The organism is Enterobacter sp. MG-EB028, assembly GCF_056673305.1.
In genome coordinates, this window is record NZ_CP195079.1 from 4,317,282 (window position 1) to 4,343,626 (window position 26,345).

The 26,345-nt window shown below is 55.1% G+C and carries 23 protein-coding genes; 14 read left to right on the top strand and 9 right to left on the bottom strand.

Annotated features, from left to right (window positions below; genetic code table 11):
- Positions 1-54: 54 nt before the first annotated feature.
- The 8 genes from tldD to csrD form a co-directional block, all read right to left on the bottom strand.
- Positions 55-1,500, bottom strand: coding sequence for a metalloprotease TldD (gene tldD / locus ACR42C_RS20475; protein ID WP_320720695.1), 1,446 nt, complete (start codon positions 1,498-1,500; stop codon positions 55-57).
- A gap of 84 nt (positions 1,501-1,584) precedes the next feature.
- Positions 1,585-5,382, bottom strand: coding sequence for an AsmA2 domain-containing protein YhdP (yhdP, locus tag ACR42C_RS20480; RefSeq protein WP_479984508.1), 3,798 nt, complete (start codon positions 5,380-5,382; stop codon positions 1,585-1,587).
- Positions 5,383-5,424: 42 nt separating this feature from the next.
- Entirely contained in the window at positions 5,425-6,894 is a 1,470-nt protein-coding gene (gene rng / locus ACR42C_RS20485; protein WP_320720693.1) for a ribonuclease G, read from the bottom strand.
- Positions 6,884-7,477 (bottom strand): Maf family protein, encoded by a 594-nt coding sequence (locus ACR42C_RS20490; RefSeq protein WP_116343538.1) that lies wholly within the window; start codon positions 7,475-7,477, stop codon positions 6,884-6,886. The genes rng and ACR42C_RS20490 overlap by 11 nt, the downstream gene beginning before the upstream one ends.
- 9 nt (positions 7,478-7,486) lie before the next feature.
- Positions 7,487-7,975 carry a rod shape-determining protein MreD gene (gene mreD / locus ACR42C_RS20495; protein WP_008502849.1) on the bottom strand — a complete coding sequence of 163 codons (489 nt, stop codon included), beginning with the start codon at positions 7,973-7,975 and terminating at the stop codon, positions 7,487-7,489.
- Positions 7,975-8,991 carry a rod shape-determining protein MreC gene (gene mreC, locus ACR42C_RS20500; RefSeq protein WP_032650442.1) on the bottom strand — a complete coding sequence of 339 codons (1,017 nt, stop codon included), beginning with the start codon at positions 8,989-8,991 and terminating at the stop codon, positions 7,975-7,977. The genes mreD and mreC overlap by 1 nt, the downstream gene beginning before the upstream one ends.
- A gap of 61 nt (positions 8,992-9,052) precedes the next feature.
- A complete protein-coding gene (gene mreB / locus ACR42C_RS20505; protein WP_000913396.1) occupies positions 9,053-10,096 on the bottom strand; it encodes a rod shape-determining protein MreB in 1,044 nt (347 codons plus the stop codon).
- A 282-nt stretch (positions 10,097-10,378) separates the two neighbouring features.
- Positions 10,379-12,319 (bottom strand): RNase E specificity factor CsrD, encoded by a 1,941-nt coding sequence (csrD, locus tag ACR42C_RS20510; RefSeq protein WP_192983834.1) that lies wholly within the window; start codon positions 12,317-12,319, stop codon positions 10,379-10,381.
- Positions 12,320-12,501: 182 nt separating this feature from the next.
- On the opposite strand from csrD, the gene acuI reads away from it, so the two are divergent.
- The 14 genes from acuI to ACR42C_RS20580 all read left to right on the top strand — a co-directional run bounded on the left by acuI (position 12,502) and on the right by ACR42C_RS20580 (position 25,436).
- The gene (acuI, locus tag ACR42C_RS20515) at positions 12,502-13,476 is read left to right on the top strand and encodes an acrylyl-CoA reductase (NADPH) (protein WP_439207328.1); all 975 of its coding nucleotides are present in this window, start codon (positions 12,502-12,504) and stop codon (positions 13,474-13,476) included.
- A gap of 77 nt (positions 13,477-13,553) precedes the next feature.
- Positions 13,554-14,555, top strand: a complete 1,002-nt coding sequence (gene msrP / locus ACR42C_RS20520) for a protein-methionine-sulfoxide reductase catalytic subunit MsrP (RefSeq protein ID WP_320720690.1) — start codon at positions 13,554-13,556, stop codon at positions 14,553-14,555.
- On the top strand, positions 14,556-15,155 hold the full coding sequence (msrQ, locus tag ACR42C_RS20525; protein ID WP_233002699.1) for a protein-methionine-sulfoxide reductase heme-binding subunit MsrQ: 600 nt from the start codon (positions 14,556-14,558) through the stop codon (positions 15,153-15,155). It begins immediately after the preceding gene.
- Between the two features lie 234 nt (positions 15,156-15,389).
- Positions 15,390-15,842: a type II 3-dehydroquinate dehydratase gene (gene aroQ, locus ACR42C_RS20530; RefSeq protein ID WP_163329768.1), complete on the top strand. Its 453-nt coding sequence runs from the start codon at positions 15,390-15,392 to the stop codon at positions 15,840-15,842.
- 21 nt (positions 15,843-15,863) lie between these two features.
- Positions 15,864-16,328, top strand: coding sequence for an acetyl-CoA carboxylase biotin carboxyl carrier protein (accB, locus tag ACR42C_RS20535; protein WP_008502856.1), 465 nt, complete (start codon positions 15,864-15,866; stop codon positions 16,326-16,328).
- Between the two features lie 10 nt (positions 16,329-16,338).
- Positions 16,339-17,688: an acetyl-CoA carboxylase biotin carboxylase subunit gene (accC, locus tag ACR42C_RS20540; protein WP_003860388.1), complete on the top strand. Its 1,350-nt coding sequence runs from the start codon at positions 16,339-16,341 to the stop codon at positions 17,686-17,688.
- 109 nt (positions 17,689-17,797) lie between these two features.
- The gene (locus ACR42C_RS20545) at positions 17,798-18,040 is read left to right on the top strand and encodes a YhdT family protein (RefSeq protein ID WP_116343544.1); all 243 of its coding nucleotides are present in this window, start codon (positions 17,798-17,800) and stop codon (positions 18,038-18,040) included.
- Positions 18,030-19,481 (top strand): sodium/pantothenate symporter, encoded by a 1,452-nt coding sequence (gene panF / locus ACR42C_RS20550; protein WP_192983905.1) that lies wholly within the window; start codon positions 18,030-18,032, stop codon positions 19,479-19,481. Before ACR42C_RS20545 ends, panF begins: the two co-directional genes overlap by 11 nt.
- Positions 19,482-19,492: 11 nt before the next feature.
- Positions 19,493-20,374 carry a 50S ribosomal protein L11 methyltransferase gene (prmA, locus tag ACR42C_RS20555; protein ID WP_233002698.1) on the top strand — a complete coding sequence of 294 codons (882 nt, stop codon included), beginning with the start codon at positions 19,493-19,495 and terminating at the stop codon, positions 20,372-20,374.
- A gap of 138 nt (positions 20,375-20,512) precedes the next feature.
- Positions 20,513-21,253, top strand: a complete 741-nt coding sequence (locus ACR42C_RS20560) for a carbonic anhydrase (protein WP_316379833.1) — start codon at positions 20,513-20,515, stop codon at positions 21,251-21,253.
- Between the two features lie 330 nt (positions 21,254-21,583).
- The gene (gene dusB / locus ACR42C_RS20565) at positions 21,584-22,549 is read left to right on the top strand and encodes a tRNA dihydrouridine synthase DusB (protein WP_008502861.1); all 966 of its coding nucleotides are present in this window, start codon (positions 21,584-21,586) and stop codon (positions 22,547-22,549) included.
- A 23-nt stretch (positions 22,550-22,572) separates the two neighbouring features.
- A complete protein-coding gene (gene fis / locus ACR42C_RS20570; RefSeq protein ID WP_000462905.1) occupies positions 22,573-22,869 on the top strand; it encodes a DNA-binding transcriptional regulator Fis in 297 nt (98 codons plus the stop codon).
- A 179-nt stretch (positions 22,870-23,048) separates the two neighbouring features.
- Positions 23,049-23,213 carry a DUF2556 family protein gene (locus ACR42C_RS20575; RefSeq protein WP_014885446.1) on the top strand — a complete coding sequence of 55 codons (165 nt, stop codon included), beginning with the start codon at positions 23,049-23,051 and terminating at the stop codon, positions 23,211-23,213.
- Between the two features lie 141 nt (positions 23,214-23,354).
- Positions 23,355-25,436 carry a putative bifunctional diguanylate cyclase/phosphodiesterase gene (locus tag ACR42C_RS20580; RefSeq protein WP_320720689.1) on the top strand — a complete coding sequence of 694 codons (2,082 nt, stop codon included), beginning with the start codon at positions 23,355-23,357 and terminating at the stop codon, positions 25,434-25,436.
- Here ACR42C_RS20580 and envR read toward each other — a convergent pair.
- Positions 25,352-26,068, bottom strand: coding sequence for an acrEF/envCD operon transcriptional regulator (gene envR, locus ACR42C_RS20585; protein ID WP_320720688.1), 717 nt, complete (start codon positions 26,066-26,068; stop codon positions 25,352-25,354). The two genes, ACR42C_RS20580 and envR, sit on opposite strands and share 85 nt — an antisense overlap.
- Positions 26,069-26,345 lie beyond the last annotated feature (277 nt).

Below are 26,345 nucleotides of genomic sequence, written 5' to 3' on the forward strand. Positions count from 1 at the left end.
GCTCCGTGCGGTCTTTTCTCCCCGTTGGGGAGAGAGCCGGGGTGAGGGGGGAAATTACGCCGTGCCGCCCACCGTCAGGTTGTCCACTTTCAGCGTTGGCTGGCCCACGCCAACCGGCAGGCTCTGGCCCTCTTTACCGCAGACGCCCACGCCGTTATCCAGCTTCAGATCGTTGCCGACCATGGAGATCTGCTGCATGGCTTCAATACCGGAGCCAATCAGCGTCGCACCTTTGACCGCTTTGGTCACTTTTCCTTTCTCGATCAGATACGCTTCTGACGTGGAGAAAACAAACTTACCGGAGGTGATGTCCACCTGGCCGCCGCCAAAGTTTGGCGCAAAGATACCGTAGTCCACGGATTCGATAATCTCCTGCGGTGTGGATTTGCCCGGCAACATGTAGGTGTTGGTCATGCGCGGCATCGGCAGGTGCGCGTAGGATTCACGACGGCCGTTACCCGTTGGCGCTACGCCCATCAGGCGCGCGTTGAGTTTGTCCTGCATATAGCCTTTCAGCACGCCGTTTTCGATCAGCACGTTGTACTGGCCTGGCGTCCCTTCATCGTCGATAGCCACCGAGCCGCGACGATCGCGCATGGTACCATCATCCACCACGGTGCAAAGCTCAGAGGAGACGAGCTGCCCGATCTGGCCGCTGAACACGGACGTTCCGCGACGGTTAAAATCGCCTTCCAGACCGTGGCCCACCGCCTCGTGCAGCAGCACGCCCGGCCAGCCTGCGCCCAGCACCACCGGGAATGTTCCGGCTGGCGCCGCGACGGCATTCAAGTTCACCAGCGCCATGCGCACGGCTTCTTTTGCCCACGCGTCAGCGCGCGCTTCGCCGTCAACGTCGCCCAGGAACCAGTCATAGCCGAAACGACCGCCGCCGCCGCTTGAGCCGCGCTCGCGTTTGCCGTCGTCATCGACCTGCACGCTGATTGAAAGACGCACCAGCGGACGCACATCGGCCGCCAACGTACCGTCCGTTGCCGCCACCAGAATCAGTTCATACACACCACTCAGGCTGGCGGAGACTTCCTGCACGCGTTTGTCGGCGGCACGCGCCACTTTGTCCACGCGGCGCAGAATGTCCAGCTTCTCTTCACGGCTCATGCTCTGCAGCGGATCGATGCTGGTATAGAGCGCAGAGTGCTGCACTTCACCCAGAGTTTTCACGCGACCATCGCCGGCATCGCGCACAATGGTACGCGCGGCCTGCGCGCTCTGCTCAAGCGCGGCCAGGCTTATCTGGTCGGCATAGGCAAAACCGGTTTTTTCGCCGCTCACGGCACGCACGCCGACGCCCTGGTCGATGTTGTAAGAGCCATCTTTGATGATGCTGTCTTCTAAAACCCAGGATTCGTGATAGCTCGACTGGAAATAAAGGTCGCCGTAGTCGAGACGGCGTTCGGTCAGTTGACCAAGAATGGAGAACAGGTCCTGATGGCTCAGGCCGTTCGCTGCGAGCAAATGTTCACTTACCAGGTTCAGACTCATCGTATTGCTACTCGTTCGTTGCCGCCCGTGGCGGTATAAAGATCGTATTTATTGAGAGTGAGGCAATTACCTGCCCACGTCAAATCATTGCTGTGCATCTTTGCGCGGCTGGCGCAGCACCTCGTTAATCTGCGGTTTATCGACCGGACCGGTAATGCGATAGCGCAAAATGGAGACCTTGCTCCACAGCGGCCCCAGCACTTTACTGGCGGCAAACACCGCCGCCCCGACAATCGGGTTCACCACAAAGGCCGCCGCCACGCCAACGCTCGCGGAAATTTCCGGCGCCACCACGGCTTCCATATCCAGCTCGCGACGCACGAGGTTGACCGAGCCCTTCATGGCGATATCCGCTTCAAGGCCATCCACCAGCGTGTCGTCCGTGTGCAGAACGCCGTCCTTGATCCACGCCGTACTTCTGATGGAATCGTAGTAGAAGCCTTCGCTGAAGGTGTCGCTAAAATCAAAGCGCAGCTTGCGCAGCAGCGCATCAAAACTCAGCAGGCGCAGGATCTGTCCGGCGCGCCCCGTGCTCACGTCGGCGATTTCGCCTTTGCCAAAGTGTGTTTTCAGAATGCCGTTCAGTGACGCTTCGTCTGGCTTCCAGGGGGCATCACGCCAGTGAAGATCGTAATTGATGTTAAATGACGAACCGCGCAGCGGCGTGCTGATGCCAAAGAAGTTGGCTGCCGCATCCAGCTTGTTGCCTTTAATGTCACCCTTCAGGGACGTTCGCTGCTCGCCCGGGTTATTCACCCATTCCCCGCCCGCCGTCATGCGGCCAAAGCCGGTGTCGATCAATCCGCCGGAGAGCTTGAGCGTATTCCCCTGGATGGCAAAATCACCGTCGATACGGCCGTACTTTTGCCCCCACAGCCAGCACTCCGCGCAGCGCAGCTGCACATCGGGCCAGCCGCTAAAATCGACGCGGGAAGTATTACTCAGCGGCGAGGCATTCGCCGGTTTATCTTTACCCGCGGCGGCCGGGTTGTAATAGAGATAGCGAATCGCTGCCTGCCACGGCGCGTTGTTGCGCATGGTCAGCGTGCCGTTGATCTCCCGGCCCTGTGCCTCCACTTTTGAGCCGTTAGCGGTTGGCTGAGAGACAATGCTCAGGTTGTTCCACTGCTGTCCGCCCAGCATCAGCGACGGCGTGCGTACGGTAATGGTCTGCGGGAACTGGGCGGCCTCATCAACGTTTTGCCCAACGCCTTTCTGGAACAGCGCCAGCCACTCCGCGCCGTCCATCGACGGGAGGTTCAGCTCAACGCCCGCATGCTCAGGCAACGGCGGCGTGGTTTTGCTGTCCGTCGTCCAGATGGCTTTGTCGAGGGTGAGCTTGCGGTTAAGCAGCCAGCGGCTGTTGAAGTGGTTTGTTCCGCCCGCGCTTCCGGTCAGCGCGAAGCTGTCCAGATTGCCATCCACGTTAAGCTTCACCGGCAGCGACTGTCCGGCCTGTTTATCCAGCGGCGCAGGCAGTTGGCTTCGAATATTCTTCAGGTCACCCGTAATGTCGACCTTATACTGTGCCCCCGCATGATAAGGCAGATCGATGGCCACTTTGCCTTGCCAGGCGACCGCACCCGCCACTGACGCCTCAATCGGCTTCGGCAGGACCTCCATACGCGACGGCTGCCAGTTGCCGTCCAGATTGACGGCCACCTGATAAGCCTTTTGCCCCTCGGCTGTCGAGAAGTCGATATTCACGGGCTGATTAAACCAGCTGGCGGTAAGCGGCTCGCTTTTCAAATTACCGTTCACAAAGCTGAACTGTCCGCTGAGGTTTTTGAGGGTGCTATCAAGCGGTTTAATGTACAGGCTGTTGTTCTTCAGCCGGACGTCACCTTTGGCGGTGGTCATCTCACCGTCCAGCGGGATATCAAGATGTAAGCGAGCATTCACATCGCCATCGAGCTGGAGCTGCTGAAGGGTCGCCGCCAGCGACTCTTTCAGTGGCGTCTCCTCAAAGTACGGTCCCACCGCTTTCCCCGGGCCGTTGATGTCGGCATCAATCAGCAGCTTCTCTTTTGAGTAGTCCGGGATGTTGGCCGTCAGGTTGCTGGCCGTCACGCCGCCCAGCGCCACGCTGTCGGACTTCATCCATAGTCCGTCGTTGAGGAAGTTAAGCTCGATATCCAGGTTTTTCAGCGCGGGCCAGCCCGGCTGGAACGCGAAGGTCGCGTTATGCAGCGGCACCAGCACCTGAAACTGGCCTTCATTATGTTTGTACGGGAAAAGATGCGGGTTACCGCCGTAGACCAGCGTGGCATTGTCCGCCTGACCGCCCTGAATTGCGCCGCTCAGATAGTCGACCAGTGCCTTACCCATCAGGTTTTCCGGGAAGTATCGCCAGGCCTGAGAGCCGTCATCGGTGCTGATCCCGGCCAGAATGCCCAGCCACGGCTCATCACCTTCAGGCTGCAGATAGCGGAAATCGCCGCGCGCGTGAACCGCTTTGGCTTTCACATCGATATGGCGGCCATCAAGCTGGAAACCTTTGTCGTTACGTAGCCAGTTAAGCACAGCGCTGCCCTGTTCAATTTCCAGCGGCGCGCGGAAGACCGTCTCGTAAGGCATTTTGGCGTTGTGCATATTGGCCGTCAGCCTGCCGTTATCCACGCTGCCTTCCAGCTTGCCGCTGAAATGCTCCGCACCCGGTAGCATCTTCCACTGCTTCCAGGCAAGGTCTTTCCAGGATGCCTGGAAACGGGTTTTTTCCGTCGCCTGGAGCGGGATATCCAGCGCCAGAGAATCAATATTTCCGCTCGGCTGCGTCGCCAGCCAGATCTCGCCCAGGTCCGGAGAGAGTTTTGCGGCCATCGAGCGCAGGCCTTCAATGGCCGCCAGATCCAGGTTACTGGCGCGGATGCGCAGCTCATCGCTGCGTTTGCTGGCCGCGCCGCCCACGTCCTGCTCTGGCATCCAGGCCAGCGTCAGCGCACCGCGCGGCCACGGCTTGCCGTCCATCGTGATGCGCGTATCGGGGATGGCAAACTGCCAGCCCTCTTTCTCCTGCGTCACGTGCGCGGTGAGGTTATCGACGGAAAGCTGATGCTGCTGTTTTTCGCCCTTCCAGCTCGCGCCCCCCTGCTTCAGCCAGATATCGCCGCTGGCAAATTTCCCTTTCGTCAGGGTCATCCAGCCCTCAAGGCTGAAACGGGCGGTTTCCAGCTGCATATTTTGCTGTAACCAGTCGCCGAGCCAGGGCTTCACGTCCACATCGTCGGCCTGCAGCCAGACTTTACCGTTGTTTAGCAGGCCATCATCGTCCCGCAGGTCCATACGCACCTGCATGACGCCGTGCTGGCCGTTCAGGCTGGAAAGATTAACCTGCCCCTCGGCGCGGTGCCGATCCTTACCGTTGAGCCAGGTCAGCTGCGGGATCGCCAGCTCGGCGCGCTGGCCGGAAAGTGTAATAAAGCTCACTTCGCTGTCACGGAGATCGAAATGATCGAACTGGCGGAGAAAGAGATCGCTGAAGCGATTGGCTTCGAGGCCCTGATTGTTATCACTGTCCGTCAGCGGCGTATTGGTCAGAAACTGGAGTTGATAAAAGGTGAGATCGCGAAACTGCCAGCGCAGATGCAGCAAGCTTTGCCAGACGTCCAGCGCCAGGGTGACGCGTTTGATTTTCAGATAGCCGCCGTCTTTCAGGCTTGCGTTGATGTCCCGGACATCGAGCGTCGGACCAAAATTCTGCCAGCTGGCGCTGACCTGGCTTACGTCCACCGGCACGCCGGTGGTGGATTCGATTTTCGCCAGCAGCTGCGGACGCCAGCTGTCCAGATGCGGTAAAACGAGGCGTAGCCCGCTCACGAGCAACGCGACAATCACGACCAGCGTTGCCCCTGTAAGCAATAAAATCCCCGGCAATCGCCTCACGCATCTCTCCTTGTCAGCTTTCGTCACGCAGCGAACTGCGTTTTACATCATTACGACGTCAAACTGCTCCTGGTTATAGAGCGGTTCAATTTGTACTTTTACCTGTTTGCCTACAAAGATTTCCACTTCCGCCAGCGCGTGCGACTCTTCGCCTTTTAGCGCTTCAGCCACCGCAGGGGAAGCATAGACCAGAAAACGATCGGAGTCGTAGGCATGATGCACACGGACGATTTCACGCATAATTTCGTAGCAGACGGTCTCAACCGTCTTTACCGTTCCGCGTCCATGGCAGGTTGGGCATTCATTACACAGCACATGCTCAACGCTTTCACGGGTACGCTTGCGCGTCATTTCCACCAGCCCCAGCTGTGAGAAACCGTTGATGCTGGTCTTAACGCGATCTTTACTCAGCGCCTGCTCCAGCGAGTGCAGCACACGACGGCGATGATCTTCATTACTCATATCGATAAAGTCGATGATGATAATGCCGCCGAGGTTGCGCAGACGAAGCTGGCGCGCAATTGCCTGCGTGGCTTCGATGTTGGTGTTGAAGATGGTGTCATCCAGATTGCGATGGCCGACAAACGCGCCGGTGTTGATATCAACGGTGGTCATCGCTTCGGTCTGATCGATGATCAGGTACCCGCCGGACTTCAGTTCGACCTTTCGCTCCAGGGCGCGCTGGATCTCGTTCTCGACGTCATAGAGATCGAAGATCGGCTGACGCCCGGTGTAATGCTCCAGCAGGCCTGGCATTTCCGGGATGTATTCAGCGGTAAACTCCAGCAGCGCTTCATACGTCAGGCGAGAGTCCACGCGGATGCGGTCGAGCTGCGCATCGGCAAAGTCACGCAGCACGCGCTGCGCAAGCGCCAGTTCACCATAGAGCTGGTAGCGGGTCTGGTTGCGTTTTTTACGCTCCATCACTTTGGTCCAGACGCGCTTCAGGTAAGCCGCATCCGACGCCAGGTCTTCTTCGCTGATCCCTTCTGCGGCAGTGCGGATAATAAACCCGCCCTGTTCATCGCAGTAGGTGCTGACCACTTTCTTAAGACGCTCGCGCTCGCTTTCGCTCTCAATACGCTGCGAAACGCCCACGTGCGACGCGCCAGGCATAAAGACCAGATAGCGGGAAGGTAAAGTGATGTCGGTGGTCAGACGGGCACCTTTGGTACCGAGGGGATCTTTCACCACCTGCACCATCAGATCCTGTCCCTGACGCACCAGTTCAGAAATATCGCGCACGGCAAACTGCTTTTGCTCTTCGCCTGCGACGCACTCGGTGTGCGGCATGATGTCGGAGGCATGTAAAAATGCCGCCTTATCCAGTCCAATATCTACAAAAGCCGCCTGCATACCCGGCAGTACACGACTGACACGACCTTTGTAGATATTGCCTACTATTCCGCGCCGCGCTTCACGCTCAATATGAATTTCCTGAAGAATCCCACCGTCAATATAGGCCACACGGGTTTCCGATGGCGTTACGTTTACCAACAATTCAGCCGTCATAATTATCCCTTCCCTCACGCAGTGAGTTAAAATTGCTCAGCAACTCATACGTTTCCACCAGCGGTAAGCCGACTACGGCGTGATAGCTGCCATTAATCTTCCTGACAAAACAGCCACCCAGCCCCTGAATACCGTATGCACCTGCTTTATCCATCGGTTCACCGCTGGCGATATAAGCGGCGATCTCGTCGTCGGTTAGCACTCTGAACGTGACATCCGTAACCACCAGGCAATCCAGCACGTGCTGGCTGTCCGCCAGCGCGACGGCTGTCATCACCTGATGCGTTTGTCCGGACATTTTGCGCAGCATGCGCGCCGCATCGGCTGCGTCATGCGGTTTCTCAAGGACTTCACCGTTAAGGATAACGATGGTATCTGCTCCCAGCACGGGCAGATCGCGCGGCACGCAGGCCACGCCCGCCTGCGCTTTCTCGCGTGCCAGGCGAGACACGTACTGCTGAGCACTTTCGCCCTCAGCACGTTTTTCTTCAATGCCGGTCACGATGCGTTCAAAAGAGACCCCTAACTGCGTCAGGAGTTCCTGACGGCGCGGGGAGCCGGAAGCAAGATACAGAGACGTCATAGAAACCTTTTATTGCACAGCAAACTGCTGGCGAACCTTACGCATCAGCAGGAATAGCCACGGCCAGAGCACACCGTTTACTACACTACTCCAGAACACTTCCGGTCGGAAAGAGACGTTGATCACTAAAAACTCTGCCCAGAAAACAACGATATCCGCAGCAAGCGACAACAGCATCACGACCAGGGCCTGTTGCCAGAGCGCGAGGTTACGAAAGAGCTGGAATTTCAGTGCGACGAGGTACGCAATAATGCTCATGGACAGGGCGCGCACGCCCAGCGTAGAGCCACTAATGAGATCCAGTATGGCACCCATCACAAAACCCGTGCCGACATTTACGCGGTGCGGCAGGGCAAGGATCCAGTAAAGCAAAATGAGCAAGACCCAGTTTGGCCGGAAAACGAGAATGTTATCCGGCCAGGGCATAATCTGCAGCAACAGTGCGATGAGGAACGAGAGCCAGATGACCCAGCGTCCCTGGCTACGATAACTTGCCACTACTGCCCTCCCGAAGAGAGTTTAGGCGGTGGCGGCGCGTCCGGCAGCGGCTGCGTTAAACCGGTTGCCGGCGCGGGCACTGGCGCAGGCGGCCCCATAGAGTCCGCTGGCGGGAGAACTTGCGGCATCATCTGCATCAGGCGCTCGTTCGCCACGCGATGCACCTCTTCAGGCGTCATCGGATTAGCACCGTTACGATCGGCGCCCCAGAGCAGCAGCAGGTAGCGCAGACGCTGTAAACCGGCGGTTGGACGGGCCTGAATCACGGTGTACGCACGCTGAGTATCCAGCTTAACCGAAGAGACCACCGCAACCGGGTAGCCCTCAGGGAAGCGTCCACCCAGACCGGACGTCACCAGCACGTCGCCGACACGGATGTCCGTGTTAGCCGGCAGGTGTTCCAGCTGCAGATCGTCCGTGCAGCCGTTACCGGCCGCAATCACGCGGATATCGTTACGCAGTACCTGGATCGGCAGTGCGTGCGTGGCGTCACAAATCAGCAGCACGCGGCTGGTCAGTTTGGCGACGGCAACAACCTGGCCTACTACGCCCTTATCACTGATGACGGGCTGACCTTCATACACCCCGTTCACGCTCCCTTTGTCGATCACAACCTGATCGCTGTAGGGGTCGTTCACGGTGGAGATCACCTGGGTAACCATCTTCTGCTCGTCCTGACGCAGCGGCGAGCCGAGCAGTTCACGCAGACGCGCGTTTTCCTGCTTGTATTGCCCCAGCATCAGCAGTTCGCTGTTTTTCAGCAGCAGTTCCTGGCGTAATGCCCGGTTTTCAAGTTCGAGCTGGTCTCGTGAAGACAACGTTTGAGAAACGGAGTCGAGCAGTTCACGGGGACCATTTGATATAAAGTAGAAAGGACTGACGGCGGTATCCATGTACGTTCGGATCTGGCTGAACGTACCGAGGCGGCTATCGGCAATAATGACGCCAAGCGCAACCAGAACCGCCAGAATGAGGCGAAACTGTAGCGATGGGCCACGGCTAAAAATTGGCTTCATAGGCTATGCGTATTCTCGTGTCAGAGAGAAAGGGTAGCGATTCGCTACCCTTTCACCATGACTACTCTTCGCTGAACAAGTCGCCGCCGTGCATGTCGATCATTTCCAGCGCCTTGCCACCACCACGGGCGACGCAAGTCAGTGGATCTTCTGCAACTACGACAGGAATACCTGTCTCTTCCATCAACAGGCGGTCGAGGTTACGCAGCAGCGCACCACCACCGGTCAGAACCATACCGCGCTCGGAGATATCGGACGCCAGCTCTGGTGGACACTGCTCCAGCGCAACCATTACCGCGCTCACGATGCCCGTCAGTGGTTCCTGCAGTGCTTCCAGAATTTCGTTGGAGTTCAGGGTAAAACCGCGTGGCACACCTTCCGCCAGGTTACGACCACGTACTTCGATCTCACGCACTTCATCGCCCGGATACGCAGAGCCGATTTCGTGTTTGATACGCTCTGCGGTGGCTTCACCGATCAGAGAGCCGTAGTTACGGCGCACATAATTAATGATGGCTTCATCGAAGCGGTCACCACCGATACGTACGGAAGAGGAGTACACCACGCCGTTCAGAGAGATCACGGCCACTTCAGTGGTACCGCCACCGATATCCACCACCATAGAACCGGTAGCTTCGGAAACAGGCAGGCCAGCACCGATGGCCGCAGCCATTGGCTCTTCAATCAGAAACACTTCACGTGCACCTGCCCCCTGGGCAGATTCACGGATTGCGCGACGTTCTACCTGGGTTGCGCCAACCGGCACACACACCAGAACACGCGGGCTTGGGCGCATGAAGCTGTTGCTGTGAACCTGCTTGATGAAGTGCTGAAGCATTTTTTCAGTCACGAAGAAATCAGCGATAACGCCGTCTTTCATTGGGCGAATGGCGGCGATGTTGCCAGGGGTACGACCCAGCATCTGCTTCGCGTCATGACCCACTGCGGCCACGCTTTTCGGCGAGCCTGCACGATCCTGACGAATGGCCACAACAGAAGGCTCATTCAATACGATGCCTTGTCCTTTTACATAAATAAGGGTATTCGCGGTACCCAGGTCAATGGACAGGTCATTGGAAAACATGCCACGAAATTTTTTCAACATACTAAGGGATAATCCTGAAAGCTGGGGCGGAAAACAAAATCCGCTTACTTTACCAACCACACGCAGCAGCGACAAGGCGCAAAAATCATCTGCAACGGTGAAAATTTGTGCAGTACGTTTCCTGATGTTACAAATTCATCCCCTGACTCCCTCAGGGCTGAGTAAACAGTCGTGTTCCTCACTGGCATTTGTAACCCGTTAAAGGTCGTTCACTGGCTTTTTGCTCGACATACTCAAAGCTACAGGCGCGATATTCTACGTGAAAACAACGTAAACGGCAGGTCAAACAGAGTATCTTTGCAAATATTTTTTCACGTTGGTGTCAAGCGGCTGAGAGGCGGCAAAAAAATCGCCCTGACCGCCCGTCACCCCGCGCTCTGTTAACATCTGCCATTCGCCTCTGGAGCGCACGCCTGCGGCAAATACCTGTGTTCGTGTTCCTTTGCACGCTTCAACCAAACTCTGAACCAGCAGCTGGTTTTCCGTGCGCTTTTCAATATTTCTTACCAGCCCAGGATGTAGCTTTAATAGCTCCACATCCAGCTCCTTGATCCAGTTGGTACTAACCAGCGTTAAACCAGCCTGCGTTACCGCGACACGCGCACCGAGCGCGTTGATCAAACGGACCACTGGACGCAACCGGCTGATGTGTTGACCTACATCCGCCTCAGCAAGTTCAAAAATAATGTGTTTGCGTTGCGATTTTTCGCATTGCATTAATGTATCACGCAGCCAGCGCTGAAAACGCGGGCGTATTAATGACTCAACGGTAACCTGTAACGCCAGATTCTCTTCAGGCCAGAATGATAAAAACGGAATCAAGCGTGTAATTTGCTGGCGGTCATACTCTTCGGAGAGCCCAAATTGCAGCACCATTGGCAGATATTCCGCAGAAATAACCTCTTCCGTCCCGTCGAAAATACGGCACATCAATTCCCGGTGATGGACATAGCCGTTTTTCATGACCGCCGGTTTTTGATATATACGTGGCCCACCACGACTCAGCATTTGCTCAATCAACGTACGCCAGCGCACGTTTCCGCGGCCTTTTTCTGGCAGCGAATCATCATAGACAGCCCATCCGTTCGCCCCCTGTAGCACGGCGTTGCGGGTGGCCGCTTCCGCATGCTCCATCACCTGTTCTGTCGACTGCCCGCCACGCCAGGCGCAGATCCCCATGTGGACCATATCGTCCCTGTCGAGCATTTTGCTCTGCGGCAGCGCATCAACCGCCTTCAGCAGCTGGCTGGCAATACTTTCTGATTCCTTCAGCGTGCGGTGCGGCAGCAATACGGCAAAATCGCTGCGGTGGTAGCGGGCCAGCAGCGCCCCCGGGTAGCGCAGAATAAAGGTGGAGAGCAGGTTGATCAGCGTAAAGAGATTTTCTTCCGCCGCCCGCTGCCCCCATGTGTCGCGCAGCAGATCGAAATCAGGCAGGCGAATCATCATCACCACCCCGTGCGTGCCCACTTTCTCCGGGTCGTCGAGCAGCGTGGCGAGTTGGTTGTCAAAGAAAAGGCGGTTGTTAAGGCCGGTTTTATTATCCTGCGCGGCATAAGAGCGGATCAGCGTATCCATACGGCTGCGCTGGTCGCTGGCAAACTGGATTTCTGAGAGCAGCGTATCCAGCGCGCTGCTGGCGCGTGACGGCCATTCATGGACCGAGCCGCGAACCTGCGGGCCGCGTTCACCGTTCAGGATACGTACGGAGCGGATCTCCAGCAGTTCCTGACCAGAGAGCTGGCGGCGCAGCCAGCGGACCGCGAGGAAAATCAGCAAAATAATGAAAGCGACGGCGACAGTGAGCGGCGCGGTGGTCATCATAGAACGGAAATAGCTGGCCATCGGATCGAGGTAGACCATGCGTATGGTCATACCCGGATTTTTGAGGGAGTGCACCGTCACTTCCCGATACTGGCTCACCACACCCGCAGGTCGATAGCTGTCCTGCCGTTCATGGCTTAAAACCGGATGCTTTCCCTGCTGAATGTCGATCTGGATAATATCAACCGGCACCATCAACTCATCCAGCTCCCGGGAAAGCTCAGGAAGTGGAGTGGTCAACAGACGCGTATCAATGACCGACGCAACGGACTGCACCCGGTTGACCAGTTTGTCCTGAATGGCGTTATAAAAGCTCAAAGAGCAACCAAGAAGCGTGACAAAGATAGTAAGCCCCGTCAGCAGGGTGATAAAAGCCGAGAACTTCGTCGTTAATCGCATCCTTGAGATTACTCCGTGGGTTGATGGGGTAGCGAGTAAGCGCTAACTTGCATTTCAAATGCGGCATACTACCAAACCTGGCGTATCTGGCAATTTATTGCGTTAAATCGGCATTGCTTTACCCTGAGCGAGTATAGTCTTCAGGAACTATTTTCCAATCATCTGAGCCGTGAGGACCCCGTATGCAGGCTTTAATCTTAGAACAGCAGGACGGCAAAACGCTTGCCTCAGTACAGGCCGTAGAAGAGACTCGCCTGCCGGAAGGCGAAGTTACCGTCGACATCGACTGGTCCAGTTTAAATTATAAAGATGCGCTGGCGATCACCGGTAAGGGTAAAATCATCCGAAATTTCCCTATGGTGCCGGGTATTGATTTTGCTGGCCGGGTTCATAGCAGCGAAGATCCCCGTTTCCATGCGGGCCAGCAGGTGCTGCTCACCGGCTGGGGCGTGGGCGAAAATCACTGGGGCGGCCTGGCAACGCAGGCGCGCGTGAAGGGTGACTGGCTGGTGCCCATGCCGAAAGGCATGGATGGCCGCAAAGCGATGATCGTCGGTACCGCAGGCTTTACTGCCATGCTGTGCGTGATGGCGCTGGAAGAGGCGGGTGTTCGCCCCGAGTCAGGTGAAATTGTTGTGACCGGGGCCAGCGGTGGCGTGGGCAGCACGGCGGTCACGCTGCTGCACAAGCTGGGTTATCAGGTTGCGGCGGTGTCCGGCCGTGAAAGCACGCATGATTATCTGCGTCAGCTCGGTGCCATCCGCATTCTTGGCCGCGATGAGTTTGCCGAGACCCGCCCGCTGGAAAAACAGGTCTGGGCAGGCGCGGTCGATACCGTCGGTGATAAGGTGCTGGCAAAAGTCCTGGCGCAAATGAACTACGGCGGCTGCGTGGCAGCCTGCGGCCTGGCGGGCGGATTTGCCCTGCCAACGACCGTGATGCCATTTATTCTGCGTAATGTCCGCCTGCAGGGCGTGGATTCCGTGATGACGCCTGCGGCTCGCCGTACTGAGGCATGGGAGCGTCTGGTGCGCGATTTGCCGGAATCTTTCTATACGCAGAGCGCCACCGAAATTACGCTCAGCCAGGCACCTGAATATGCCAGTAAGATTATGGATAACCAGTTCCATGGTCGCGCGCTGGTGAAAATCGCCTAATCTTCAAATTTTCGTGACATATTCGCGCGAATCCTTCTCCTCCGTCATGCTTAGGAAAACGCATGATGGAGGATGCCATGAAAAATCGAAAACTGACGGAAGCCGACGTAACGTCTGAGTCTGTCTTTATGCTACAGCGCCGCCAGATTCTGAAAATGCTTGGCATCAGCGCCACCGCCCTGACGCTCTCTCCAGCGGCACACGCCGACCTGCTCGACTGGTTTAAAGGCAACGATCGCCCGAAGGCTCCTTCCGGCGCCCCGCTTACCTTCACCAAACCCGAGCAATGGCAGAACAAACTCGCGCTTACGCCGGAAGATAAAGTCACCGGCTACAACAACTTCTACGAATTTGGTCTGGATAAAGCCGATCCTGCCGCCAATGCCGGCAGCATGAAAACCGATCCGTGGACGCTGAAAATCGACGGCGAAGTGGCAAAACCCCTGACGCTGGATCACCACGATCTGACCACACGCTTCCCTCTCGAAGAGCGTATCTATCGCATGCGCTGCGTAGAGGCCTGGTCGATGGTGGTGCCCTGGGTAGGCTTCCCCCTGCATAAGCTGCTGGCGATGGTTGAGCCCACCAGCAACGCAAAATACGTCGCCTTCCAGACGCGCTTCGCCCCGGACGAGATGCCGGGCCAGAAAGACCGGTTCATTGGCGGCGGGCTGGAGTATCCGTATGTAGAAGGATTACGCCTCGACGAAGCCATGCATCCCCTTACCCTCCTGACCGTCGGCGTTTACGGCAAGGCGCTTCCGCCGCAAAACGGCGCTCCCATCCGTTTAACCGTGCCGTGGAAATACGGCTTCAAAGGGATTAAATCGATCGTCAGCATTAAGCTGACCCGCGAACGTCCGCCAACGACATGGAACCTGGCGGCACCGGGTGAATACGGCTTCTTCGCCAACGTGAACCCACATGTGGATCATCCCCGCTGGTCGCAGGCGACAGAACGCTTTATCGGCTCCGGCGGTGCGCTGGACGTAAAGCGCCAGCCCACGCTGCTGTTTAACGGCTATGCGGATGAAGTGGCCTCGCTGTACCGTGGCCTCAATTTACGGGAGAACTTCTGAGTGCGATTAACGGCAAAGCAGATCGCCTGGCTGAAAGTGCTTCTGCACCTGGCCGGGTTACTTCCTTTTATATGGCTGTTCTGGGCCGCCAGCCAGGGCCTCTTTAGCGCCGATCCGGCAAAAGATATCCAGCATTTTACGGGTCGGATGGCTCTGAAATTTTTGCTGGCCACCTTGCTCGTCTCGCCGCTGGCGCGCTACGCTAAACAGCCACTATTGATACGCACCCGTCGGCTTTTAGGGCTATGGTGTTTTGCCTGGGCGACCCTGCACCTCACCAGCTATGCCCTGCTGGAACTGGGAATTAACAATCTGACACTGCTTGGCCGCGAACTGGTGACTAGACCTTATCTGACGCTGGGTATTGTGAGCTGGGTGATTTTACTGGCGTTAGCGCTGACCTCCACGCAATATGCGCAGCGAAAGCTGGGCCGTCGCTGGCAGCTGCTGCACAACTTCGTCTATCTTGTCGCGATCCTCGCCCCCATTCATTATCTGTGGTCGGTGAAGATCCTCTCTCCGCAGCCGGTCCTTTACGCGCTGGCGGCCGTAGCGCTTTTAGCATGGCGTTACAAGAAGTTCCGCCAGTGGTTGCGATAGTTCGCGAAACTGTGCGTTTTCCCGCAGATTACCTCTCAACCGCAAATCTTTTTTGGATTGCGGTTGATAATCTTCCCTGATAAGACCAGTATTTAGCTGCCAAATGCTACGAAATCGTTATAATGTGCGACCTTGGTTCGCCTGACAGCGGTTTTGGGCCTCTGAAAAGGTGACATTTGCGCTTCGACGGTATATTTTGTTTTTTACCCGAGAATCGCAGGAGATAGCGGCATAATGACTGATAAGTTCCATATCTTAGTTTTAAACGGACCGAACCTGAACATGCTCGGCACCCGTGAGCCAGAGAAGTACGGCACACTGACATTGAGCGAAATTGTTAACCGTCTGAGCACGGAAGCAGCGTCACTGAATGTGGATTTGGATCATTTTCAGTCAAACGCGGAGTACGCAATCATCGACCGTATTCATCAGGCTAAAGACAATGTGGACTATATCCTGATCAATCCGGCCGCGTTTACGCACACCAGTGTTGCTATCCGCGACGCACTGCTCGCGGTGAGTATCCCGTTTATCGAGATCCACCTGAGTAACGTGCACGCCCGAGAGCCGTTCCGCCACCATTCGTATCTGTCGGATATCGCTGCTGGCGTTATCTGCGGACTGGGCGCAGACGGCTATTCATACGCTTTACAGACAGCGGTAAAACGCTTGTCACAATCACACTAAACAAGAGTACGGAACCCACTCATGGATATTCGTAAGATTAAAAAACTGATCGAGCTGGTTGAAGAATCAGGCATCTCCGAACTGGAAATTTCTGAAGGCGAAGAGTCTGTACGCATCAGCCGTGCAGCCCCAGCCGCTAGCTTCCCGGTAATGCAGCAAGCTTACGCTGCGCCAGTGCAGCAGCCTGCGCTTTCCGCAGCCGTTGCGCCAGCAGCAGCTGAAGCCGCACCTGCCGCTGCAGCAGAAATCAGTGGTCACATCGTACGTTCCCCAATGGTTGGTACTTTCTACCGCACCCCGAGCCCGGACGCGAAGGCGTTCATCGAAGTGGGTCAGAAAGTCAACGTAGGCGATACCCTGTGCATCGTTGAAGCGATGAAAATGATGAACCAGATCGAAGCAGACAAATCAGGTACTGTGAAAGCGATTCTGGTCGAAAGTGGTCAGCCGGTTGAATTTGACGAGCCGCTGGTCGTCATCGAGTAACGAGGCGTACATGCTGGATAAAATTGTTATCGCCAACCGCGGCGAGATCGCACTGCGTATTCTTCGTGCCTGTAAAGAACTGGGCATCAAGACCGTCGCTGTGCACTCAAGCGCGGATCGCGATTTAAAACACGTATTGCTGGCGGATGAGACGGTCTGTATTGGCCCGGCTCCGTCCGTAAAAAGCTATCTGAACATCCCGGCTATCATCAGCGCCGCTGAAATCACCGGCGCGGTGGCAATTCATCCGGGTTACGGCTTCCTCTCTGAGAACGCCAACTTTGCTGAGCAGGTCGAACGCTCTGGCTTTATCTTCATTGGCCCGAAAGCCGACACCATCCGCCTGATGGGCGACAAGGTGTCTGCAATCACCGCGATGAAAAAAGCCGGTGTTCCAACCGTACCAGGCTCTGACGGCCCTCTGACCGACGACATGGATGCTAACCGTGCTCATGCTAAACGCATTGGCTACCCGGTTATCATCAAGGCGTCCGGCGGCGGCGGCGGTCGCGGTATGCGCGTTGTGCGCAGCGATGCTGAACTGGCGCAGTCCATCTCCATGACCAAAGCGGAAGCGAAAGCAGCTTTCAGCAATGACATGGTGTACATGGAAAAATACCTGGAAAACCCACGCCACATCGAAATTCAGGTGCTGGCCGACGGTCAGGGTAACGCGATCTATCTGGCAGAACGTGACTGCTCCATGCAACGTCGTCACCAGAAAGTGGTCGAAGAAGCGCCAGCGCCGGGCATTACCCCGGAACTGCGTCGCTACATCGGCGAGCGTTGCGCCAAAGCGTGTGTCGATATCGGCTATCGCGGGGCGGGTACCTTTGAGTTCCTGTTCGAAAACGGCGAGTTCTACTTCATTGAAATGAACACCCGTATTCAGGTTGAGCACCCGGTTACCGAAATGATCACCGGCGTTGACCTGATCAAAGAGCAGCTGCGTATCGCTGCAGGCCAGCCGCTGTCCATCAAGCAGGAAGAAGTTGTGGTCAAAGGCCATGCGGTAGAGTGCCGTATCAACGCCGAAGACCCGAACACCTTCCTGCCAAGCCCGGGTAAAATCACGCGTTTCCACGCGCCGGGTGGCTTTGGCGTGCGCTGGGAATCTCATATCTACGCCGGTTACACCGTACCGCCGTACTATGACTCAATGATCGGCAAGCTCATCTGCTACGGCGAAAACCGTGACGTGGCGATTGCCCGCATGAAGAACGCCCTGCAGGAATTGATCATCGACGGTATCAAAACCAACGTTGATCTGCAGATGCGTATCATGAGCGACGAGCACTTCCAGAATGGTGGAACCAACATCCACTACCTGGAGAAAAAACTCGGCCTGAACGAGAAGTAAGAGAGCTGTGTTGCTAAAAGGCCGGATTATCCGGCCTTTTTTTATTTCTGGGGATCGCAAAGCCCCATCATGTACAATCCCCGCTTTCTGCATCCACAAGGGACTAAAAATGGACAAACGTTTTGTTCAGGCCCATAAAGAAGCGCGCTGGGCGCTGTGGCTGACCCTTCTCTATCTTGCCGCATGGTTAGTAACCGCTTACATACCTGATTCAGCTATCGGCATTACCGGCCTCCCACACTGGTTTGAAATGGCCTGCCTGCTGGTACCACTGGTGTTTATTCTGCTGTGCTGGGCGATGGTGAAATTCATCTACCGGGATATTCCGCTGGAGGACGATGATGCAGCTTGAAGTCATTCTGCCGCTTGTCGCATACCTGCTGGTCGTGTTTGGTTTATCCATTTATGCCATGCGTAAAAGAGCGACCGGCGCTTTCCTGAATGAGTATTTCCTCGGCAGCCGTTCGATGGGCGGCGTTGTACTGGCGATGACGCTGACTGCGACCTATATTAGCGCCAGCTCGTTTATTGGCGGCCCCGGTGCGGCCTACAAGTACGGGTTAGGCTGGGTATTGCTGGCTATGATCCAGCTGCCTGCCGTCTGGCTTTCGCTGGGCATACTGGGCAAAAAATTTGCTATTCTGGCGCGCCGCTATAATGCCGTAACGCTCAACGATATGCTGTTTGCCCGCTATCAGAGCCGCTTGCTGGTGTGGCTGGCGAGCCTGAGCCTGCTGGTGGCCTTTATCGGTGCGATGACCGTACAGTTTATCGGCGGAGCACGCCTGCTGGAAACGGCGGCCGGCATCCCTTACGAGACGGGCCTCATCATCTTCGGGGTAAGCATCGCGCTGTATACTGCGTTTGGCGGATTCCGCGCCAGCGTGCTGAACGATACGCTGCAGGGAATGGTTATGCTCATCGGCACGATTGTTCTGCTGGTGGGCATTGTCCATGCCGCGGGTGGACTCACTCACGCGGTGGAAACCCTGGAAGCGATTGACCCCAAACTGGTATCACCACAGGGTGCAGATGATATCCTTTCGCCGACCTTTATGACCTCGTTCTGGGTGTTAGTCTGCTTCGGAGTGATTGGTCTGCCGCATACCGCCGTGCGCTGTATCTCCTATAAAGACAGTAAAGCCGTTCACAAGGGCATCATTATCGGGACAATTGTGGTCGCGATCCTGATGTTTGGTATGCATCTGGCGGGGGCATTAGGGCGCGCGGTGATCCCCGATCTTACCGTGCCGGATCTGGTGATCCCGACCCTGATGGTTAAAGTGCTGCCCCCCTTTGCCGCCGGGATCTTCCTCGCCGCACCGATGGCCGCCATTATGTCGACCATCAACGCCCAGTTACTGCAAAGTTCCGCTACGATCATTAAAGATCTCTATCTGAACCTGCGCCCTGAGCAGGTTGAAAATGAACGTCGCCTGAAGCGGATGTCTGCCGTCATTACGCTGGTGTTAGGAGCTTTGCTGATGTTAGCCGCATGGCGTCCGCCGGAGATGATCATCTGGCTGAACCTGCTTGCGTTTGGCGGTCTGGAAGCCGTTTTCCTGTGGCCGCTGGTATTGGGTCTTTACTGGGAACGCGCGAACGCTGCAGGTGCGCTGAGCGCAATGATTGTTGGCGGTGTGCTGTATGCCATCCTTGCGACATTTAAGATTCAGTACCTGGGCTTCCATCCAATTGTGCCTTCGTTACTGCTAAGTTTACTGGCGTTTGTGGTGGGGAACCGTTTCGGTCAGCCCGTCCCACAACCCGCTATGATTTCTCCTGATAAATAAAGAGTTTTGCCATGCCGTGGATCCAACTAAAACTGAACACAACCGGCGCGAACGCCGAAGAGCTGAGCGATGCGCTGATGGAGGCAGGCTCCGTCTCCATTACCTTCCAGGACACGCATGACACGCCGGTCTTTGAACCGCTGCCAGGCGAAACGCGCCTGTGGGGCGATACCGACGTGATTGGCCTGTTCGATGCCGAAACCGACATGAAAGAGGTGGTGGCGATTCTGGAAAACCATCCCCTTCTGGGTGCGGGTTTTGTGCATAAAATCGAACAGCTGGAAGACAAAGACTGGGAACGGGAGTGGATGGACAACTTCCACCCGATGCAGTTCGGCAAACGTCTGTGGATCTGCCCAAGCTGGCGCGAGGTTCCCGATGAAAATGCCGTCAATGTGATGCTTGACCCAGGCCTGGCGTTTGGCACCGGTACCCACCCAACCACGTCTCTGTGCCTGCAGTGGCTGGATGGTCTGGATCTGGAAGGTAAGACGGTGATCGACTTCGGCTGTGGTTCCGGGATCCTCGCGATTGCCGCCCTGAAGCTGGGCGCGGCGAAAGCCATCGGGATCGATATCGATCCGCAGGCCATTCAGGCCAGCCGCGATAATGCCGAGCGTAACGGCGTCTCCGATCGCCTGGAGCTATATCTGCCTGATGCGCAGCCAGAAGCCATGAAAGCCGATGTGGTGGTCGCTAACATTCTCGCGGGCCCGCTGCGTGAACTGGCGCCATTAATCAGCGTGCTGCCCGTTGAGGGCGGTCTGCTGGGACTTTCTGGCATCCTGGCAAGCCAGGCGGACAGCGTTTGCGAAGCCTACGCCGATCTTTTCGCTCTCGACCCTGTAGTGGAGAAGGAAGAGTGGTGCCGTATTACCGGTCGTAAAAATTAAGTATTTGGCGTGGTCCTCTGACCACGCCTTTTCTCCTCGAATATTCCTCCCTCCCTTTGCCTGCCTCCGGTAAAATACCCATACAAATCATATTGATATATTTTGATTTGGATAATAAAAATTCACAGGAAGAATATTATGAAACACGTTTATAGCAAGGCAGCGCTGTTAGCGCTGAGCATGATCTCGGCTTCAGCATGCGCATCACACTGGAGCTACAAAGGTGAAAGTTCACCGGAGCACTGGGGCGAACTGGATGAAGCGTACAAAACCTGTAACAGCGGAATGAACCAGTCTCCCATAAATATTGATTCGACCGCTAACGCCCATCTCACTCCGCTGCAAACGCACTACGTTGACGGCCCTGTAACGCTAACAAACAATGGCCATACCATTCAGGCAAGCGAGCAGGCCGACACCCGCGACAGCATCACTCTGGATAAGCAATCCTGGACGCTACAACAGTTCCATTTCCACGCGCCGAGCGAAAATACCGTGCATGGCAAGCATTACGCGATGGAAATGCATCTGGTGCATAAAAATGAGAAGGGAGAACTGGCAGTGGTTGCGGTCATGTTCGACAAAGGGGCCGAGAATCCGGAGCTTGATAAACTGTGGAACGTGATGCCTCAGCAGGCTGAGCTGAACGTCTCCATCAAACAGGATCTCAACATGAATAAGCTGCTGCCGGAAGATAAAACGTACTGGCGTTTTAGCGGTTCGCTCACCACGCCACCCTGTTCAGAAGGCGTCACCTGGATCGTGCTTAAACATCCTCTGACGGTCTCCGCTGAACAGCTTGAGAAATTCACCCACACAATGCATCACGATAATAACCGTCCGGTACAGTCCCTGCATGGTCGTCTTGTGGTCGAATAACCTGCATTTTTTGCCCTGAGATCATGTTCTAAAATGCGACGTAGATCGCAAACAAGCGGGATAGCCTGCTGCTAAAAACAGCAGATTATCCCGCTCATATGTCGCATTTCTTCAGAATTGATGAGAAGTTACGGGAAATTGTAAGCGCCCATAAAACAACCATTCACGCATAACCTAATGATTTAAATAATGAATAATTTTCAACGTAAAGATTGAGCGGCGATTCCTTGATCTATAACAGTGGATTGTTCAAAGTTTGGCCTTTCATCTCGTGCAAAAAATGCGTAATATACGCCGCCTTGCAGTCACAGTATGGTCATTTCTTAACTCATGCGCATCGGACACCACCAGCTTAGAAATCGCCTGATCGCAGCCCCTATGGCAGGTATTACCGACCGGCCGTTCAGGACGCTGTGCTATGAGATGGGAGCCGGTTTAACCGTATCCGAGATGATGTCGTCTAACCCGCAGGTTTGGGAAAGCGATAAATCCCGCCTTCGGATGGTGCACATTGATGAACCAGGGATTCGCACCGTGCAAATTGCCGGAAGCGTGCCTGAAGAGATGGCAGATGCCGCGCGTATTAACGTGGAAAGTGGTGCCCAGATTATTGATATCAATATGGGTTGCCCGGCCAAAAAGGTGAATCGCAAGCTTGCAGGTTCAGCCCTTCTGCAATACCCCGACCAGGTGAAAGCTATCCTGACGGCGGTTGTCAGCGCAGTGGACGTTCCTGTTACGTTGAAGATTCGCACGGGTTGGTCGCCGGAACACCGTAACTGTGTAGAGATTGCCCAACTGGCCGAAGATTGTGGTATTCAGGCCCTGACCATCCATGGACGCACTCGCGCCTGTTTGTTCAATGGTGAAGCTGAATACGACAGCATTCGGGCAGTTAAGCAGAAGGTTTCCATTCCGATTATCGCGAATGGCGACATAACTGACCCGCTTAAAGCCAGGGCTGTACTCGACTATACGGGAGCTGATGCTCTGATGATAGGACGTGCAGCTCAGGGAAGACCCTGGATCTTCCGGGAAATCCAGCACTATCTGGACACTGGGGAGCTGCTTGCCCCGCTGCCTCTGGCAGAGGTAAAGCGCTTGCTTTGTTCGCATGTTCGGGAACTGCATGACCACTACGGTCAGGCAAAAGGGTACCGAATTGCGCGTAAACACGTCTCCTGGTATCTCCAGGAGCACGCTCCAGATGACCAGTTTCGGCGCACATTCAACGCCATTGAGGATGCCAGCGAACAGCTGGAGGCGTTGGAGGCATACTTCGAAAATCTTGCGTAATGAAATAAAGAGCTGACAGAACTATGTTCGAACAACGCGTAAATTCTGACGTACTGACCGTTTCTACCGTTAACTCTCAGGATCAGGTAACTCAAAAGCCCCTGCGTGACTCGGTTAAACAGGCACTGAAGAACTATTTTGCTCAACTGAATGGTCAGGATGTTAATGACCTGTATGAGCTGGTACTGGCTGAAGTTGAACAGCCACTGTTGGACATGGTGATGCAATACACCCGCGGTAACCAGACCCGCGCTGCGCTGATGATGGGTATCAACCGTGGTACTCTGCGTAAGAAACTGAAAAAATACGGCATGAACTGATACTAATCAGTTAAATGCTTGTTTAAAAAGGCGCTACCTGGCATGGGGATGCGCCTTTTTTATTGCCTTGTTCTGTCACCGTCAACGCTTTGTAAACCTTCGCTTATCCCGCTTTTAAACCGTTTCTTTTCGTGTATATTTCCACCACTTCAGTGGCTCTCTTCACGCGGAATGACATAATGATTCGTAAATACTGGTGGCTGGTTGTCTTTGCAATCTCGGTTTTCCTTTTCGATGCCCTCCTGATGCAGTGGATTGAACTGATGAGCACCGAAACCGACAAGTGCCGCAATATGAACTCCGTGAATCCGCTGAAATTAGTGAACTGTTCAGAACTCGATTAACGACCTGACGCCCCTCCCTCTCCCCCCGTATTACCCACTAAAAACGGGGATTTAAATTCCTTTGAGCCGTTACCTGACGGTGATAATGTCTCGCCCTTCTCAACCTCTCCCGCGTAACGTCACACTCGAGTAGAACCGACCATGCTGGTTAGCCAATACAACCCTATCCTTGTAGTCCTCTCCTTCGTTGTTGCCATCCTTGCGGCTTACACCGCGCTGAATATGGCTGCACGTGTCGCCGGGAGTCAGGGCGTCGCAGCGCGCATCTGGCTGGCGGGAGGCAGTGTTGCAATGGGCATTGGCGTATGGGCCATGCACTTTATCGGCATGCTGGCGATGGATCTCTCCATGAGCATGAGTTACAACGCGGGCCTGACGATGTTATCCATGGTCATTGCCGTAGGGTCATCACTGTTTGCGCTATGGCTAGTCAGCTGTGAACAGCTGCACTTGCGCCGCCTGCTCCCCGGCGCTCTGGTGATGGGAATCGGGATTGTTGCCATGCATTACACCGGTATGGCGGCACTGGAGGTGATGCCAGGGATCATCTGGGACACGTTGTGGGTAGCCATTTCGGTCATGATTGCGCTTGCCGCTTCGCTTGCAGCATTGTGGCTGACCTTCCGCCTGCGCCACGAAGCCGCGCAGGTGGTGCTGATGCGCCTGGGAGCCGCCATCACGATGGGAATTGCCATCGCCGGTATGCACTACGCCGGGATGAAAGCCGCGCAGTTTCCAATGTCCACAATGGTTCACCATGAGGGTATTAACGGCAGCTGGCTGGCCGTGCTGGTCAGCGTCGTCGCGCTCTCTATTCTTGGGATCACCCTGCTGGTGTCGATGCTGGATGCTCGCCTGCAGGCACGTACCGCCCTTCTGGCCTCGTCGCTGGCAGAAGCGAACCGGGAACTTGCGCAACTGGCGCTGCACGATACGCTGACGCGTCTGCCCAACCGTATCCTGATGGAGGACCGGCTCGATCAGGCCATCAGCAAAGCAGACCGTGAAGGTACCCATTTCGCCCTGATGTTCATGGATCTCGACGGTTTTAAAGCCATCAATGACGCCTACGGCCATGATGTCGGTGACAGGCTGCTGGTCGCCGTTACGCAGCGTCTGCTGCATCTCCTGAAGGGCCAGTTTACCCTTGCACGTATTGGCGGTGATGAGTTTGTTCTGCTTGCTGAGGGAGAAGGTCCGGACGATGCAGCCTCGCTGGCAAATTCGCTGGTGCGGGCGATCGATAGCCCGTTCACTCTCGAACCCTACGAACTGGTGGTAACGCTTAGCATTGGTATCGCCCTGTACCCTCACGACGGCAAAACCGAACGTGAGCTGATGTTTAACGCCGACGCGGCGATGTACCACACCAAGCATATGGGCCGAAACGGGTATCACTTTTTCCAGCCCTCTATGAACACGCTGGCGCAGACCCATCTTCAGTTAATGAACGATCTGTGGATGGCCATCGATCGCAATGAACTGCGCCTGCTTTATCAGCCAAAATTTCACGCGCCCGCTGGCCCCCTCCTCGGGTTTGAGGCGCTGCTGCGCTGGCAGCATCCGAAGCAGGGTTTACTGACGCCGGATGTTTTCCTGCCGCTGGCGGAAAAAACCGGGCTTATCATTCCTATTGGTAACTGGGCGATCAATGAAGCCTGTCGCCAATTAAGAGAATGGCATCTTCAGGGGCATCGGAACTGGTCAATGGCGGTAAACCTGTCGACGTTGCAGTTTGAACAGCCCTCGCTGGTTAAAACAGTGCTCGACTGCCTGGAGCGTCATCACCTCCCGCCGGAGATGTTGATCCTGGAAGTCACGGAAACCACGGCAATGAGCAACCCCGATGAGAGCGTTCGGGTGCTGACAGAGCTGACGGATGCAGGTGTGAAAGCTTCGATTGATGATTTTGGGACCGGATATTCGAGCCTGCTGTATCTCAAGCGTTTACCGGCCTGTGAACTGAAGATAGACAGAGCGTTTGTGAAAGAGTTAAGCGGGGAAAGCGAGGATGCCACCATTGTCTCTGCGATTGTAGCCCTCGCGAAAACGCTCAACCTGAAAGTCGTGGCTGAAGGTGTGGAAACCGAAGCGCAGCAGGCCTTTTTGACGGAGCTGGGCTGTCATACCTTACAGGGTTATCTGTTAGGTAAACCCACCAGCGCGCAGACCATCGAGGCGCTTTGCGCACGGGGTGAAATGTTGCCTGGCGCTGAGCTGTAGTCATCACGAGGCGACACTCGCAAGACAGGGAGTGTCGCCAGAATACTGTCGACCAGGGCTGGCGCCTGCTGATAAAGATTAAAACTGTCGGTATTCATTAACCAGTTTTTAATGATGCCGCTAAAGAAACCGTGGAATACGATCATGGTCAGTTCAACGTTTACCTGCGACGAAATAATGTTCTGAGAAATACAATTTTCCAGAGTGACGCGCAAAAAATCATAATTGAACCAAATGCGTTTCCGAATTTCATTTTCTGAAATCATATCGCTAGTAAATTCACACTTATGATACAAGATTTGTAACAGCGCACATTGACGAGGTTCGTGCGCGATATATTGCAGCGCAGTAATAAATTGCTCACGAAGCATTAACAATGGATCATCACTTTCGGAGAAAGAGAGCCTGTCGCGAATGATGTCACGCAGCGGTAATTGCTGTTCCCAAATGGCATTAAATATTTCTGCTTTACTGTTAAAGTGCCAGTAGACAGCACCGCGAGTAACCTTTGCGGCATCTGCGATATCGGTCAACGTCGTGCTGGCTACGCCCCGCGTCGCAAACTGCCCGATAGCCGCTTCAATCAACTGCTGTCGGGTTTGTTGAGCCTCTTCTTTCTTTTTACGCGCCATTGGCAGCTACTCTTAACTCACTGGGTATATATGTAACATCAGGTTCGGATGGCTGGAAGTATTCACTAAAACCCGTTTTATTTTTGCACAAAAAAAGTCAATTTACTTAATCCATAATTAATGCAAATACATTCTTAAAATCAAATTCATGAAATGAATACTTTATCCATTAAGCTCTATTAATCTGATTTACCGGGCAGAAGTATATCCGTATTTTCTACGGGACTGATTCTGATTTTCCTCCAGGGCCTCGTTATTCGCACTTATAAATTAAAAA

Bases quoted from the DNA above. Each gene is read 5' to 3' on its own strand.
- tldD (WP_320720695.1), bottom strand. From the start codon at position 1,500: ATGAGTCTGAACCTGGTAAGTGAACATTTGCTCGCAGCGAACGGCCTG.
- rng (WP_320720693.1), bottom strand. From the start codon at position 6,894: ATGACGGCTGAATTGTTGGTAAACGTAACGCCATCGGAAACCCGTGTG.
- ACR42C_RS20490 (WP_116343538.1), bottom strand. From the start codon at position 7,477: ATGACGTCTCTGTATCTTGCTTCCGGCTCCCCGCGCCGTCAGGAACTC.
- mreC (WP_032650442.1), bottom strand. From the start codon at position 8,991: ATGAAGCCAATTTTTAGCCGTGGCCCATCGCTACAGTTTCGCCTCATT.
- mreB (WP_000913396.1), bottom strand. From the start codon at position 10,096: ATGTTGAAAAAATTTCGTGGCATGTTTTCCAATGACCTGTCCATTGAC.
- csrD (WP_192983834.1), bottom strand. From the start codon at position 12,319: ATGCGATTAACGACGAAGTTCTCGGCTTTTATCACCCTGCTGACGGGG.
- acuI (WP_439207328.1), top strand. From the start codon at position 12,502: ATGCAGGCTTTAATCTTAGAACAGCAGGACGGCAAAACGCTTGCCTCA.
- msrP (WP_320720690.1), top strand. From the start codon at position 13,554: ATGAAAAATCGAAAACTGACGGAAGCCGACGTAACGTCTGAGTCTGTC.
- aroQ (WP_163329768.1), top strand. From the start codon at position 15,390: ATGACTGATAAGTTCCATATCTTAGTTTTAAACGGACCGAACCTGAAC.
- accB (WP_008502856.1), top strand. From the start codon at position 15,864: ATGGATATTCGTAAGATTAAAAAACTGATCGAGCTGGTTGAAGAATCA.
- accC (WP_003860388.1), top strand. From the start codon at position 16,339: ATGCTGGATAAAATTGTTATCGCCAACCGCGGCGAGATCGCACTGCGT.
- ACR42C_RS20545 (WP_116343544.1), top strand. From the start codon at position 17,798: ATGGACAAACGTTTTGTTCAGGCCCATAAAGAAGCGCGCTGGGCGCTG.
- panF (WP_192983905.1), top strand. From the start codon at position 18,030: ATGCAGCTTGAAGTCATTCTGCCGCTTGTCGCATACCTGCTGGTCGTG.
- prmA (WP_233002698.1), top strand. From the start codon at position 19,493: ATGCCGTGGATCCAACTAAAACTGAACACAACCGGCGCGAACGCCGAA.
- ACR42C_RS20560 (WP_316379833.1), top strand. From the start codon at position 20,513: ATGAAACACGTTTATAGCAAGGCAGCGCTGTTAGCGCTGAGCATGATC.
- dusB (WP_008502861.1), top strand. From the start codon at position 21,584: ATGCGCATCGGACACCACCAGCTTAGAAATCGCCTGATCGCAGCCCCT.
- fis (WP_000462905.1), top strand. From the start codon at position 22,573: ATGTTCGAACAACGCGTAAATTCTGACGTACTGACCGTTTCTACCGTT.
- ACR42C_RS20575 (WP_014885446.1), top strand. From the start codon at position 23,049: ATGATTCGTAAATACTGGTGGCTGGTTGTCTTTGCAATCTCGGTTTTC.
- ACR42C_RS20580 (WP_320720689.1), top strand. From the start codon at position 23,355: ATGCTGGTTAGCCAATACAACCCTATCCTTGTAGTCCTCTCCTTCGTT.
- envR (WP_320720688.1), bottom strand. From the start codon at position 26,068: ATGGCGCGTAAAAAGAAAGAAGAGGCTCAACAAACCCGACAGCAGTTG.